The 13,254-nt window shown below is 61.5% G+C and carries 14 protein-coding genes; 9 read left to right on the top strand and 5 right to left on the bottom strand.

Annotated features, from left to right (window positions below):
• Positions 1-16: 16 nt before the first annotated feature.
• Positions 17-811 carry a Rossmann-fold NAD(P)-binding domain-containing protein gene (locus tag AC0V6X_RS14135; protein WP_486185183.1) on the top strand — a complete coding sequence of 265 codons (795 nt, stop codon included), beginning with the start codon at positions 17-19 and terminating at the stop codon, positions 809-811.
• On the opposite strand, the gene AC0V6X_RS14130 is transcribed toward AC0V6X_RS14135, so the two are convergent.
• Positions 764-1,720: a DMT family transporter gene (locus AC0V6X_RS14130; protein ID WP_486185182.1), complete on the bottom strand. Its 957-nt coding sequence runs from the start codon at positions 1,718-1,720 to the stop codon at positions 764-766. The two genes, AC0V6X_RS14135 and AC0V6X_RS14130, sit on opposite strands and share 48 nt — an antisense overlap.
• Positions 1,717-2,736 carry a threonine aldolase family protein gene (locus AC0V6X_RS14125; protein ID WP_486185181.1) on the bottom strand — a complete coding sequence of 340 codons (1,020 nt, stop codon included), beginning with the start codon at positions 2,734-2,736 and terminating at the stop codon, positions 1,717-1,719. The genes AC0V6X_RS14130 and AC0V6X_RS14125 overlap by 4 nt, the downstream gene beginning before the upstream one ends.
• 52 nt (positions 2,737-2,788) lie before the next feature.
• Between AC0V6X_RS14125 and AC0V6X_RS14120 the strand changes: the two genes are divergently transcribed.
• Positions 2,789-3,106: a GNAT family N-acetyltransferase gene (locus tag AC0V6X_RS14120; RefSeq protein WP_486185180.1), complete on the top strand. Its 318-nt coding sequence runs from the start codon at positions 2,789-2,791 to the stop codon at positions 3,104-3,106.
• 366 nt (positions 3,107-3,472) lie between these two features.
• Here the strand turns inward: AC0V6X_RS14120 and AC0V6X_RS14115 are convergent, their stop codons facing one another.
• Together AC0V6X_RS14115 and AC0V6X_RS14110 are read right to left on the bottom strand one after the other, a co-directional pair.
• Positions 3,473-5,050 carry a PH domain-containing protein gene (locus AC0V6X_RS14115; protein ID WP_486185179.1) on the bottom strand — a complete coding sequence of 526 codons (1,578 nt, stop codon included), beginning with the start codon at positions 5,048-5,050 and terminating at the stop codon, positions 3,473-3,475.
• Positions 5,047-5,661, bottom strand: coding sequence for a PH domain-containing protein (locus tag AC0V6X_RS14110; RefSeq protein WP_486185178.1), 615 nt, complete (start codon positions 5,659-5,661; stop codon positions 5,047-5,049). The genes AC0V6X_RS14115 and AC0V6X_RS14110 overlap by 4 nt, the downstream gene beginning before the upstream one ends.
• Before the next feature lie 112 nt (positions 5,662-5,773).
• Between AC0V6X_RS14110 and AC0V6X_RS14105 the strand changes: the two genes are divergently transcribed.
• From AC0V6X_RS14105 to AC0V6X_RS14090, 4 genes are read left to right on the top strand one after another with little or no spacing between them, the layout of a single operon-like run.
• On the top strand, positions 5,774-6,673 hold the full coding sequence (locus AC0V6X_RS14105; protein ID WP_486185177.1) for an SDR family oxidoreductase: 900 nt from the start codon (positions 5,774-5,776) through the stop codon (positions 6,671-6,673).
• A gap of 38 nt (positions 6,674-6,711) precedes the next feature.
• On the top strand, positions 6,712-7,494 hold the full coding sequence (locus AC0V6X_RS14100; protein ID WP_486185176.1) for a glucose 1-dehydrogenase: 783 nt from the start codon (positions 6,712-6,714) through the stop codon (positions 7,492-7,494).
• A 48-nt stretch (positions 7,495-7,542) separates the two neighbouring features.
• Positions 7,543-7,989, top strand: coding sequence for a DUF1499 domain-containing protein (locus AC0V6X_RS14095; RefSeq protein ID WP_486185175.1), 447 nt, complete (start codon positions 7,543-7,545; stop codon positions 7,987-7,989).
• A gap of 8 nt (positions 7,990-7,997) precedes the next feature.
• Complete coding sequence (locus tag AC0V6X_RS14090) at positions 7,998-8,750, top strand: SDR family NAD(P)-dependent oxidoreductase (protein WP_486185174.1); 753 nt, start codon at positions 7,998-8,000, stop codon at positions 8,748-8,750.
• A gap of 378 nt (positions 8,751-9,128) precedes the next feature.
• Here AC0V6X_RS14090 and AC0V6X_RS14085 read toward each other — a convergent pair whose 3' ends face one another.
• Positions 9,129-10,013 carry a hypothetical protein gene (locus AC0V6X_RS14085; protein ID WP_486185173.1) on the bottom strand — a complete coding sequence of 295 codons (885 nt, stop codon included), beginning with the start codon at positions 10,011-10,013 and terminating at the stop codon, positions 9,129-9,131.
• Positions 10,014-10,164: 151 nt separating this feature from the next.
• On the opposite strand from AC0V6X_RS14085, the gene AC0V6X_RS14080 reads away from it, so the two are divergent.
• The 3 genes from AC0V6X_RS14080 to AC0V6X_RS14070 all read left to right on the top strand — a co-directional run bounded on the left by AC0V6X_RS14080 (position 10,165) and on the right by AC0V6X_RS14070 (position 13,192).
• Entirely contained in the window at positions 10,165-10,785 is a 621-nt protein-coding gene (locus tag AC0V6X_RS14080) for a GbsR/MarR family transcriptional regulator (RefSeq protein ID WP_486185172.1), read from the top strand.
• Positions 10,786-10,952: 167 nt separating this feature from the next.
• A complete protein-coding gene (locus tag AC0V6X_RS14075) occupies positions 10,953-11,657 on the top strand; it encodes a DUF4166 domain-containing protein (RefSeq protein ID WP_486185171.1) in 705 nt (234 codons plus the stop codon).
• Positions 11,654-13,192 carry a TIGR01777 family oxidoreductase gene (locus AC0V6X_RS14070; protein WP_486185170.1) on the top strand — a complete coding sequence of 513 codons (1,539 nt, stop codon included), beginning with the start codon at positions 11,654-11,656 and terminating at the stop codon, positions 13,190-13,192. The genes AC0V6X_RS14075 and AC0V6X_RS14070 overlap by 4 nt, the downstream gene beginning before the upstream one ends.
• Positions 13,193-13,254: the final 62 nt, after the last annotated feature.

Raw genomic sequence — 13,254 nt, 5'->3', positions numbered from 1 at the left:
CGGCACTAGGTCCAGCATGTCACATTTATTGATCTTCGGCCTCGGATATACGGCCAAGCGCATTGCGGCAGGCGTCGACGCGCAAGGGTGGCAAGTCGAGGCGACCGGCAGCGACGGCACGGTTGATTTCGGCGACCGGGAGGCTGTGCTGGCAGCGCTGGAGCGGGCAACCCATGTGCTCTCCTCCGTCCCGCCTGACCGTTCGAGCGGGCTTGATCCGGTTCTCGACACTTATGGGCGCGACTTCGGGACCGCGTGGTACGGCTACCTCTCTTCAACCGGCGTTTATGGCGACCAGCAGGGCGCTTGGGTCGATGAGGCCACGCCGACTGTGGCCGAGACCGGAGCGGGCCGCCGCAATGCGCGGGCCGAGGCGGACAAGCTTTGGGTGGAATTGGGCGCGCGGGTCTTCCGCCTGCCGGGCATCTACGGACCGGGCCGCAGCACGCTCGACCGCGTGAAGGCGGGCAAAGCGCGGCGGATTGATCTGCCCGGACAAGTCTTCAGCCGCGTCCATGTCGACGACATTGCAAGCGGAGTGGTCGCCGCGCTGCTCGGCGACGCGCCCGCGGGGGCCTACAATCTCGGCGATGATCTTCCAGCGAGCGGAAACGCCGTGACCGAAGAAGCGTGCCGCTTGCTGGGGATCGACCCTCCGCCGCTGGAGACGCTCGAAGAGGCCAACCTGTCCGAAATGGCGCGCGGCTTCTATTCAGAGAACCGCCGTGTAGCGAATGGCAAAGCCAAACGCGTGCTGGGGTGGTCACTCAAATTCCCGACTTACATCGACGGGCTTGGGAGCCTGCTTTGACCGCAGCGCCAGCACCATACCCACAACCGCCAGCGCCATGCCGCTTACCGTCAGCCAATTCCACTCATAGCCCTCAAACAGGGTCGAGACGACCATCGCCACGGAAATCGTCAGGATCGCATTATACGCCGTGCGCCCCGCGCCGATCTCTCGCACTAGATTGTAGTGCAGCGGGAAGGTGATGACCGAGCCGATCAGCGCGAGATAGACGATCCCGCCCCAGTACGCCGGAGCGGTCGGCACAGGCGGCGCGCCAGCCGTAACCCATGCAAAACCGAAGTCGAAAATTGTGCCGTAGAGCATAGCCCAGGCGAGCAGGCTCACCATCGGCACCGCGCGGCCTGTGGGGTTGGCTTGGATCACGTTGGCAATCGCTGCGGCGAGGATGCCGAACATCGCCAGCACCAGTCCCAGCCCGACATTGCCGCCGATCACGCCTGCATCGGGGTTGGAGGTCCACTCATTCACCAGCAGTGCGGAGACCCCGACAATCGCCACCACGCTGCCGACGACAAAGCCGCTTGCGACCCTTTCTCCGAGGAAGAACCGCCCAAGCAGAGCGTTGGGCACCATCATCAAGCCGAACATCAGCGCGACGATGCCGGAGGTCACATAGAGCTCTGCGTGATAGACGAAGAGGAAGTTGCCCGCGAATTGGAACAGCCCGACCCAGATGGCGAGGCGGTGCTCTGGCCCCGTCAGCTTCAGGCGGCGCTTCATGAAATAGGCGACCAGAAACAGAGCCGGGGTCGCGAGCAGGAAGCGGTAGAACACCGACCACGCGGCGGGCACTCCGTCGATCTGCGTCGTGATGATGAACCAGGTCGAGCCCCAGATCGTGCCGGTCAGAATGAAGGGGATGACCACCCTCCAGCTGAGCATGGAGGGTTGGGCTGTGGTGCCGCTCATAGAGATGCGATGGCCTTGCCGAGCGCCTGGGCGTCCTCGGCCTTCGTGTCCCAAGCGGTCACAAAGCGCGCGGCGTCCTCACCCCAGTCGTAGAAGGCGAAACCTTGCGCGCGCAGAGCCTCGCGCTCCTCAGCCGAAAGCCGCACGAACAGCTCGTTAGCCTCGACCGAGTGCATCAGGCGCTCCGTGCACCCGCTCGCCACTTCGCCCGCCGCCGCATTAGCGTGGGAGGCGTTGCCGAGCCACACATCGCCATCCAGCATGGCGAGGATTTGCGCGGCCAGATAGCGTCCCTTGCATTGCAAATGCCCAGCGCGCTTGCGGCGATATTTGACCTCTTGCGCGCGCTCGGGATCGAACAGGATCACCGCCTCTGCGCCCATCCCGCCGTTCTTGATGAAGCCAAATGCGAGACTGTCGACGCCCGTCGCGGCTGCCCTTGCCGCCTCAGTCGCTGACCCACCCAGAAACGCCGCCGCATTGGCAAAGCGCGCGCCGTCCATGTGGAGGCCAAGCGAGCGTTCCTTGGCAAAGGCGCTCAGGGCTTCGAGCTCAGCCACAGTATAAGTCCGGCCATATTCACTCGCCTGCGTGATGGCGACGGCATGGGCCTGCACCTGATGCACATCGTCGCGGATCGGGTCGATCACTCCGGCGATATCCTGCGGCGTCAGTTTGGCACCCTCACCCGGAGTAAGCATCAGCTTTGCGCCGTGGAGGTAGAAGCCGGGCGCACCGCCCTCATCAACCTCGATATGCGCTTCCTCATGGCAGACGACCGCGCCATGCGGCTGAACCATGGTGCCCAGCGCCAGGCAATTTGCCGCCGTGCCCGTGATGACCCAAAGCGCGGCGCATTCGCGGCCGAACAGATCGGAGAAACGCTCATCCAGCTGCGCCGAGAGCGCATCGCCGTCATAGGGGTTGTCCGCATTGTCAGCGGCATGCATCGCCTCCCACACAGCGGGGTGGACGCGGGCGGCATTGTCGGAGAGGAAGGGTTTGATTGGCGTCATCACTCGCAAGCCTCTAACCGCGATGACGCCAGTTGCAAGCAGGAGAGTGCGGATGAGCGATGGTAATACAGGCGTAGAAATCACGCATGAGGCGTCCAGCGTCAGTGGGGGAGCAGGCGGCAAATATGTCGCGCATGTACCGGGAGAGAGTGTCACCGGCCATCTCGAATGGGAGCCACGCGGCGAAGGGATCAGGGTCGCCACCCACACAATCGTGCCCAAGGCGATAGGCGGTCGCGGCATCGCAGGATTGCTGGTCGAGCGCCTAATCGCCGATGCGCGCGCAGAGGGTTTCCGCATCATCCCGCAATGCTGGTATGTCGCCAAGAAGTTCGATGAGAACCCGGATTGGAGTGATTTGCGGGGGTAGGAGTATTTGTTTTGCGCGGAGCTTTTAGTTTTGCGCGGAGCTTTTAGTTTTGCGCTCACCCATCCGGGTGAGCGTCCTCGCTAGACGTGCTCCGCTTGCGCTACGCACCCGCTGCGGGCGGGCGGTCGCCCTTTGGCTCGCCTGGTCGGCTCGCAGCCAGCGCTACCCGTCCAGGGTACTCCAAATTTCCCAGCGCTACCTCGCTGCATAATCGCGGAGCACGGTCTGCGACCAGCAGACCGCGAGCGCACGCGCGCGAGCCGCAGGTGCCCCGCAACGAAGTGGAGGGAACAGCACCGAGGACGCTCGCCCGGATGGGTGAGCGCAAAACTAAAGACTCCCGCGGATGGGTGAGCGAAAAGAAAACTAAGCGTTTTCCAACCGCGAGAAATCCGTCGCGGCAATCGTCTCCATCACCTTGGCGCGCAATTCCCTCGCCCGCTCGACCGGCACTCCGGGGATCGTGAACGTGCCCCCCGCCTGCCCCAGATGGACCGTTGCATAGCCGCCGAGCCGCGCAATCGGCCCTTGCGAAATCTCGACTGAGTGGAGTTTCAGCCGCTTGGCGATCTGGCTCTTCGGGGAGAGGACGCCGCGCGTTGCCATCACTTGGTCTGCGTCCAAAGCGTGGCGTTGAAACCGCCATGCAAGCGCATTGGCCAGCGCGGCGATGACGGCCAGCGCCAGCGGGATTCCGATGGCGAGCGGCGTGTATTCGGGAACGTTGAGGCTGGTGCCAATTCCTCCCGCAATCGCCGCCAGCCCGAAAAGGCCAGCATAGAACATCGCATTGTCGAACAGGTAGCGCCCGCTCGCGCGGCGCCAGTCGGCGTCTTCCTCCGGCAGATGAAAGCCCGCCGCTTCGACTATCGGCGCAATCTCGCGGAGCTTGGCAAAGGGGGCAACGACATGGCTCGACGCGCCCATATCCTGTGCGAGGCTGACGAAGCTCAACCCATGCCAGCCGAAGCGATAACGCAGCCAGCCGGTGCCCAGACGCACACCCTGCACCCGGTGGATCGGCATCACGACATCGGTGCGCGTGAACATGCCGCGCCGCCGTCGGAAGCCGCGCGCGGTGCGTTCGAGTAGGAAGCCCCATTCGCGCAGGAACACTCGAACCATGCCGGTGAGCGAGCCGATGACGAAGACGCTGACAAGGCCGCTTATCGCGCCGATCAGCTGCATGCGCGGGCCCCAGGCTTCGTAATCGAGGCCTTGCTCGTTGATCCAAGCCTCCCAAAAGTCGATGTCCCAGAAATCGAAGTCGAGGAAACTGTCGGCATATTGGAACAGGCCTGCGAGCACTGCGAAGACTGCTAGCGAAAACTCGAAAATGCCAAAGGTGAAGAGCCGTCCGGTGCCCATGGTGAAGAGGGGTTCTGCCTTTTCATCAGCGGGCTTCTTGGCCGGGGCCTCTTCGCCAGTGTCCTGCGCCGCAGCCTCCGCACCCTCATGCCGCGCGCGCACCAATTGGCGCAGCTCTTCGCCCTTCTCCTCGGTCAGGTAGGAAAGGCTGAGATCCTCGCCCCCGCCAGCGCCGGTCTCAAACTTGACCGAGACGAGGCCAAACAGGCGCGGGAGCAGCTTTTGCTCAAGGCTGACGTCCTGAATGCGCTCATAGGGGACCGAGCGGGCCGAGCGGCTGAGCACACCGCTCTCCACCCGGATGTCCGTCGCGCCGATCGTGTAGGTCAGCCGCTTCCAGCCGATGTAAGAGAACAGCGTGCCGATCGCCATGATCGCAAGGCCGATGGGGATGGCGATCAGCAGGCCGAATGAGCCGCTCGAAAAGGTGATCGCGAGCGTTGGCAGGATCGCGTTTTGCGCGCTGGCGAGCGCGCCGACCATGATGGTCTTGGGATCGGTGTTGTGGCCCTCCCCGCTTGCCGGAGAAGACGCTGCAACCGCGTCACCTTCCACAGCGGTCCCGTCCCCGTTCACAGCGTCTCACGCTTGATATGCGCGCGGATCGCCTCGCGCATTTCGACCGCGAGTTCGTGGCCCAGACCCGGCAGATGGACAGATGCATTATGGCTGCCCGCCGTGTGCAGGGTCAGCGTTGCGATGCTGAGAGCGCGCTCAATCGGGCCTTGGTCAACGTCGATATGCTGGACCCGGCCAAAGGGCACGATCGTGTCGGAGTGGAACATGATCCCGCGCACCACGCGCAAGCGGTCGCGGCTGATCTGGTAGCCCTTGGCATTATACCGGGCGAGCGGCACGCGGATCGCGACGAACAGCGCCAGCAGCACCGCAGGGGCGATGACAAAGCCGACCGGCCAATCGGTGTTGTTGCTGATCGCACCCTCAACCACCAACGCGGCGATGACGATGACCGCTGCAAAGATCAGAGCCCCCACGCGCATCAGCAATTTGTAATTGGGGTGCAGCTTGGTCAGCTCTGCCTCGTCTTCAACATCGCTGAAGATCAGGCTGGGTTCGGGCTTGGGCGCTGGCGCAGGCTCAGGCGCAGGCGCAGCTGCGTCCATCGGCAGGGGCGGCGTTTGGGCTTCGCTGTTCCCAGCGGCGCTTTTGTCGGTATCGTTGTCCATAGGCATCCCTATCAATGCGTATCGCGTGAACGAAGTGCAAGGCCTTCGCGGCTGGCCACACAGTTCGCCGCCCGCTACCGCTGGCAATAATCACAAGCGAGGCGAGAGAGACATGGACGTATCCAAGCTGATGTTCCGCGACGGGCTGATGGAGGGCCAGCGCATTCTGGTGACCGGCGGCGGCACGGGGCTGGGCAAGGAAATGGCGGAAGGCTTCCTCAAGCTGGGCGCGACTGTCTACATTTGCGGGCGGCGGCAAAACAAGCTGGATGAGACGGTTGCGGAGCTGACCGACAAGCATGGAGGGAAGTTGGTCGGCACCGCCTGCGATATTCGCGATCCGGACGCGATCCACGCCATGGTCGATAGCATCTGGGCCGACGGAGGCGCGCTCACCGGGGTGGTCAACAACGCCGCCGGAAACTTCGTGAGCCGCACCGAAGACCTCTCCGTCAACGCCTTCAACGCGATCTCCGATATCGTGTTCAGAGGCACATTCTACGTCACGCTCGACATCGGCAAACGGCTGATTGCGGAGAAACGCCAAGCCAGCTTCCTCTCCATCCTCACCACCTGGGTGTGGTCGGGCAGCGCTTTTGTTGTGCCGTCCGCCATGTCCAAGACCGCGATCCACGCCATGACGCAGAGCCTCGCCGCCGAATGGGGCCGCTATGGCCTGCGCTTCAACGCGATCAATCCCGGCCTCTTCCCCACGAAAGGCATGAGCGCGCGGCTCAATCCCGGCGGCGCGCGCGACAATTCGCGGCACAGCCTGAACCCGATGGGCCGCGCGGGTGAGATGCATGAACTGGCCAATCTCGCCGTGTTCCTGATGGCTCCGGGCGCGGAATATGTGAACGGCCAGACGCTCGCCATCGACGGCGCGGGCTATCAGGCCAATGGCGGCACGTTCTATTCCGCGTTTGAAGGGCTGGGCGATGCCGAGTGGGCTGAGATGCGAGCCATGATCAAAGGCACAAACGCCAAGGACAAAGCGGATCGGACCGGCTAAGGCGCTTGGCAAGAACCAATGTCTCGGAGAATTCAAACATGACCATGCAGTCCCTTTTCGATGTCAGCGGCAAGGTGGCCGTCGTCTCTGGCGGTTCCAGCGGGATCGGCGCGATGATGGCGCGCGGGCTGCTTGAGAACGGGGCCAAGGTCTATATCTCCGCCCGCAAGGCAGAGCGCTTGGAAGCCAAGGCCGCAGAGCTTTCCCAATATGGCGAGTGCATCCCGATTCAGGCCGACATGTCCAAGGTCGAAGAGATCGAAGCTCTGGTCGCCAAGGTCGCCGAGCATGAGGACAAGGTCGACATCCTCATCAACAATGCGGGTGCCAATTGGATGGCCCCAATCGACAGCTTCCCGGAGAAGGGCTGGGACAAGGTGATGGACATCAACATCAAGTCGATCTTCTTCGCGACCCAGAAATTCCTGCCGCTGCTCAAGGCCGCTGGCTCCGCTGAAGCCCCTGCGCGCGTCATTAACATCGCCTCGATCAACGGCATCCGCAATTCGGGCATGGCGACCTATGCCTATTCGGCGAGCAAGTCGGGCGTGATCCATCTGACCGAGCATCTGGGAGCCGAGCTTGCCCCCTCGGGCATCAATGTGAACGCCATCGCGCCGGGCCTTTTCCCAAGCGACATGACCAAGGAAGTGGTCGAGAATGAGGCGATGACCAAGATGGTGCTGGGTCGTATCCCGCGCGGGCGCATGGGCAAGCCGGAGGATATTGCCGGAACCGCGATCTTCCTCGCCTCGCCCGCCTCTGCATGGATCACCGGGCAGACGGTGGTGCTGGATGGCGGGATGATTGCAACCGCTTGATCTGAATTAATGACTGGGTCGCACCTTTCATTGAAGAAGACGGTGCTTATGAAACGGACGATCAAATCCCTGTTGGCAGCCATGGCGATTGTCGGCTTGCTGGGCACGGGAGTATTTGCGCTGCTTGGCTACACCTCGAAGAGCGGCGACGCTCCGGGCCTCGTCGATGGGCGTCTGGCCCCCTGCCCCTCCTCGCCCAATTGCGCCTCGAGCGAGGATGGGACTGAGGCGGATAAGCGTGTTGAAGCCTTGCCGGTTGATAGCTGGGCCAACATTCCCGGTGTGATTGAGGGCATGGGCGGCGCGGTCACGCAGCAAAGCGACACCTACATCGCGGCCGAGTTTACCTCCGCCACATTCGGCTTTGTCGACGATGTCGAGTTCCGCCTTGCTGATGACGCGGTGCATGTGCGCTCGGCCAGCCGGGTCGGCTATTCAGATGCAGGCGCCAATGCTCAGCGGATTGCGGACTTGCGCGCGGCTCTGACGGAATAGGAAGTTTTGTGACGCTCTCAGCTGACCTCAGCAATCGCACCGCGCTCATCACGGGCGCTTCGTCTGGCTTGGGCTCGCGCTTTGGGCGCATCCTGGCCGCCAATGGCGCGAAGGTTGCACTAGGCGCGCGGCGCAAGGACCGGCTTGAGGCGCTGGCGAATGAGATCGGCCCGCAAGCCGCTGCCGTCACGATGGATGTCGCGCGAGAGGCGGACATTATCGCCGGGTTCGACGCCGCCGAAAGCGCGCTCGGACCCATCAACACGGTCATCGCCAATGCCGGGATCGACGGCGCAGGCATGGCCACCGCGATGAGCGAGGAAGAGATCGAGCACACGCTCAACGTCAACCTCAAAGGCGCAATCCTGACCGCACGCGAAGGCGCAAAGCGGATGATCGCGGCTGGTGAGAAGAAGGGGCGGATCGTGATGATCGCATCCATCACCGCCTTCGAACCCTCCCCCGGCCTTGTCGCGTACTCGGCGAGCAAAGCAGGCGTGGTCCAAGCCGCCCGCAGCATGGCCCGCGAATGGGCCCGCGCAGGCATCTGCGTCAACACAATCTCCCCCGGCTACATCCGCACCGCCATCAACGATGCGTGGTTCGGAACCGAGGCGGGTCAGAAGCAAGTCTCCCGCTTCCCGAAAAAACGCCTGATGGGCGAAGAGGGACTGGACGGGCCTTTGCTGTTCTTGTGCTCGGACGCAGCGGAGTTTGTGACCGGCAGCGACTTTGTGCTGGATGATGGGCAGACGTTGTAGGGAGAAGTTTTAGGCTGGCGCTTGAGTTTCGGCGCAACTGCCGGAACCGGACTGAGACGATGGTTCCTGAGCTTATGCGAGGATTTTGACGCTGGGGCCTGTCATTTTGCTCAAAAGTGCGTCGAACTGATTGAATGCCGGTGCATCTGGTGCTTGCTTTGAATCATCCGCCGTGCGATTCCACGTTTGAGAGCTACACATGGCAAACCCCCGCAAAATAGAGAGCCGGAGACGTTGGATTTCTGCTTTGGCGGTGACGGTCAGTGCCGTTATTTCTTACATGGCTTTCTGGCATCTGTGGCCCGTTCATACGTTTTTGATTGGCTGTATTGCCGGGCTAGTTCTGATCATTGCAGCAGCCTATTACTTCAAAACTGGCTAGTCAGTCTTTGGTGAGATGACCTCTATGACCGAGGTTCCTCTAGGCTTCACCTTCCACTCTCCATCTTCGAGCACGTGAATGATTTTAAGCTTTACCCTCATATGAATGGGTGAGTGAAACTTCTCTTTGACTTGGCTATTCTCAAGGGCTGCCAAGAACTTTTCATCCGCCATTGAGGCATTGATCCTTCCGCTCAATCCCTCTTGACGAAACTCCCAGGACAACCGTGGGTTGTCCAAATTTGGCGAAACCAAGATTACGTCTAGCTCTTTGATTAGTGCGCGCTCTGTGGGGGTATCCTCTTCCAGCTCAAACAGCCCAGCCCCTTCCGCAAACCGGTTTGCAGGGAAAATAGTGTCAGGACGCCAGTCCTTTCGATCTGGCACGCCGCCGCCAAGCCCAGTGATGGCTGTGTCTCGCTGGCATTGCCTAAACATTTCCTTCTTGTGTTTCTCGACTTCAGGCGACGGTGAGGCTTTGTCCCTTATTTGCCGAAGCTGCTCCAGCTGAGTTTCTGAAAACCCATCATCGCCAAAGTAAGCATCCCAAGTTTCGTCTGCTGTTACAGGAATGACGATAAGGCCCATTAGGCCTAAACGGACAATGAGAGGGACGTTATCCCACTTCTCTTTCGCTTTGATAGTGGCCTGATTGAACGTTGATTCTTCTATTCTGGCTAGCCACCGTTTTGACCCTGGTTCGGCGGCTACGAGCTGAACGCGGTACTCTTTGCTATCATCAAACGCCCTTGCCGCAGCCTTTAGTGCTCTTGCCCATTCAATTGCAGCTTCCGCTGCTATTTCTAGATCAACTTCCGTATCCGGGGCGAGATCAAGATAAAGGCTGACAAGTTCTTTGTCTGCGAGGTTCTTTGTAAGCATAGGCTCTCATATCACCACGCTCCACCCAATTGGAGTCGTTGACACAAGATATGCTCGGCCCGCGTGCCGACGGAGTAATCCTTAGGTAGAAGAAAAGGTGAGAGAGCAAAGATAACTTGACTCTCACGACGTTTTGACAGACATTTCTGTCATGACAGAAATGCGTGATCAGATTGATTCGGAAGTGCAAGCTCCAGAGAAACTCCCCGCGGCGGTTGAGGCCTTTGTCCTGCGCTGGGGGGACCTTGGCGGGCAGTGGGGCGTCAATCGCTCGGTTGCTCAGATTCAGGCGCTGCTCTTGCTCTCCGACCGTCCGCTGACGGCTGAGGATATCTCCGAAAAGCTCGGCATGGCGCGCTCGAATGTGTCGAACTCGATCAAGGAATTGCTCAACTGGAAGCTCGTCATGCGCGTGCCTGTGCTGGGCGATCGGCGCGATCACTACGTCGCGGAAACCGATATGTGGCAGATGGCGAGCAAGGTCGCGCAGGGGCGCAAGGAGCGCGAGATTGACCCGATGGTGGCCGCGATCCGCACTGCGATGGAAGGGGTCGATGATCCCAAGATCAGCCCCGAAGTGCGAGGGCGGCTGCACTCGATGCATGACTTCATCAACTCGGTAGAGGGTTGGTACAACCAGATGATCCACGTGCCGCCGCAGCAGATCATGCGCCTGATCGGGCTGGGGTCGAAAGTGGTGGGCCTGCTCAATTTCGTGAGCCGCAAGGAAAAGACGCCAGAAGACAAGAGTTCAGTGGATACGGCAGGATAGGGTTCGGGGCCCCAAAGTCCGGGGGCTCGAGCCGGGGCGGAGCTAAAGCTGAAAGCGGCAAGCACCGCCTCTGGCACGGGAACTCAGACACAGGGCCTCAAAAAATTTGCACCCCCATTTCTCTCTTTACAGAAATGACGGGTCTTACGGGAAGAATGGAGAGAAAAATGTTGAACGAAAAGCGATTTGTGGATGTACTTCATCAACAAACCTCCAAACTCGCTGATCTGCGCTTCCGCCAATTGCTGGGTGCAGCCGGTTGGGACAGCCTCCCCGCCCCTGTCCGCAAACGTTTCGGCAAACGGCTCGGTGCCGGCGAAAGCGCGAACTATGTCGGCCAAGTCAGCGAATGCCGGATGAACCTTTCGGGGCGCATCCTAGCCCAATTCTGCCGCCTGATCGGCGCCCCGCTCCCGCTCGAACGCGACGGCGGGGTAGCGGCGATGGTCTCCGTCACCGAAGACGGCAAGAGCGGCGGACAGGTCTGGACCCGCATCTACGCCCGCAAGAGCGGGTTCCCGCAAGTCATCCACTCCGCCAAACGCTTTGCTGGCCCCACCGGTCTCGAAGAATATCTCGGACGCGGCATCGGTATCGCGCTGAGAGTCAGCGCGGTTCCCGGCGGCATCCGCTTCTCCAGCGATCACTATTACGTCGCCTTCGCCGGAATGCGCTTCCGCCTGCCGAGCCTCATCGCACCGGGCCAGTTGCATATCGATCACATTGAACGAGGTGACGGAGAGTTCAGTTTTACCCTCTCGCTCAATCACGCGCTGCTGGGCGAGGTGATCCACCAGGAATGCCGTTTCTGCGATCAGGCAGAAGACCGTTCCTCCAACTCTCTTCCCCTCCCGCAGGAGTTCGCCGCATGACCGATATTCTCTGGTTCTTCGTCCTCATCCAAATCGCGATGGGAGCGTTCGACACGATCTACCATCACGAAGGGACCGAGCGGCTTGCATGGCGGCCTTCGCAGCGCCTGGAGCTAACCCTCCACGGTGTGCGCAACCTTGCCTATGCGGTGATGTTCATAGCGCTCGGCTGGAGCGAGCCGCAAGGGTTTTGGGCGATCGCACTGATTGCGCTGCTTCTAGCAGAGCTCGGTATCACCCTGTGGGATTTCGTCGAGGAAGACCGCACCCGGCTGCTGCCTGCCAGCGAGCGTGTGACTCACACTCTCCTCACCCTCAATTACGGCGTGATCCTGGCGATGCTGATCCCGTGGCTGTGGGGTCTGGCGCAGCTGCCGAGTGCTCTTGCGCCCGTATCCTACGGGATCATCAGCTGGCTATGCGTCATCGCCGCTATCGGTGTGGCCGTATCCGGCGCGCGCGATCTCGCCGCTGCCCAGCGCACCGCACGCCTGACCGAGCGTGATGCCCGCGAATTGGCATTGGTGCTCCCTCCGTGCCAGAGCGTCCTCGTCACCGGCGGAACCGGCTTTGTCGGCAGCCGCCTGATCGCCGCTTTGCTGGGCGCAGGACACGAAGTGACTGTCCTCACCCGCGATGCGGGCAAGGCCAAACCGCTCGCCGCGCTCGGCCCATTGCGGATCGTGGAGTCGCTAGAGGACATCGCTGACGACGCGCAAATCGACGCGATTGTGAACCTTGCAGGCGAGCCCATCTCAGACACCCCTTGGACCAAGGCGAAACGCATCAAAATCGTCCGTTCGCGGCTCCAAGCAACCTATGACGTCGTGCGGCTGATCAAGCGGTTGGAGCGCAAGCCGGATGTCCTGATCAGTGGCTCTGCGATCGGCTGGTACGGCATGCGCGGGGAAGAGCCACTGACCGAGAAGGCAGACGGCAAAGCCTGCTTCTCGCGCCGGGTCTGCGCCTTGTGGGAGGACGCAGCAATGCGCGCACAGGACGAAGGTGTGCGCACCGTCCGCCTGCGCATCGGCTTGGTGCTCGACCGCAGCGGAGGGATGTTGGCGCGGATGCTCGCCCCGTTCGAGTTTGGCCTCGGAGGCCGCTTTGGCGATGGGCAGCAATGGATGAGCTGGATCCACCGCGACGACCTCGTCCGCCTGATCTGCCACGCCATCGTGCATGACGAGCTTACCGGCCCAGTCAACGCGACCGCACCGATGCCGGTGACCAACGAACGTTTCACTCACGCTTTGGGCAAAGCACTGGGGCGGCCTGCGGTGATACCAGTGCCTGCCGCACCTCTGCGACTGGCGCTCGGAGACTTTGCCCACGAACTGCTGTTGAGCGGCCAGCGCGTCCTGCCCGATGCCGCCATGCGCAGCGCCTTCATCTTCGAATATGCCAACATCGATGCGGCACTGGAGCAGATCACCGGAGCCGCGAAGCTCAAACCGATGGTCCCTACTGGCCCCACCATCCTCCCCCCGCAAAGCGCGAGTGCTGGATCGGAATGGAAGCTGGATGTGGTGTAGCGTTCTTACTCGCTAGCCCGTTCAAACGGGATGGGAAGAGGCGCATTTTTATGCCTCTTTCC

Source organism: Erythrobacter sp. S267 (assembly GCF_057365045.1).
Note: the sequence above shows the minus strand (reverse complement) of the source record. Positions and strands in the feature narration are given on the sequence as shown.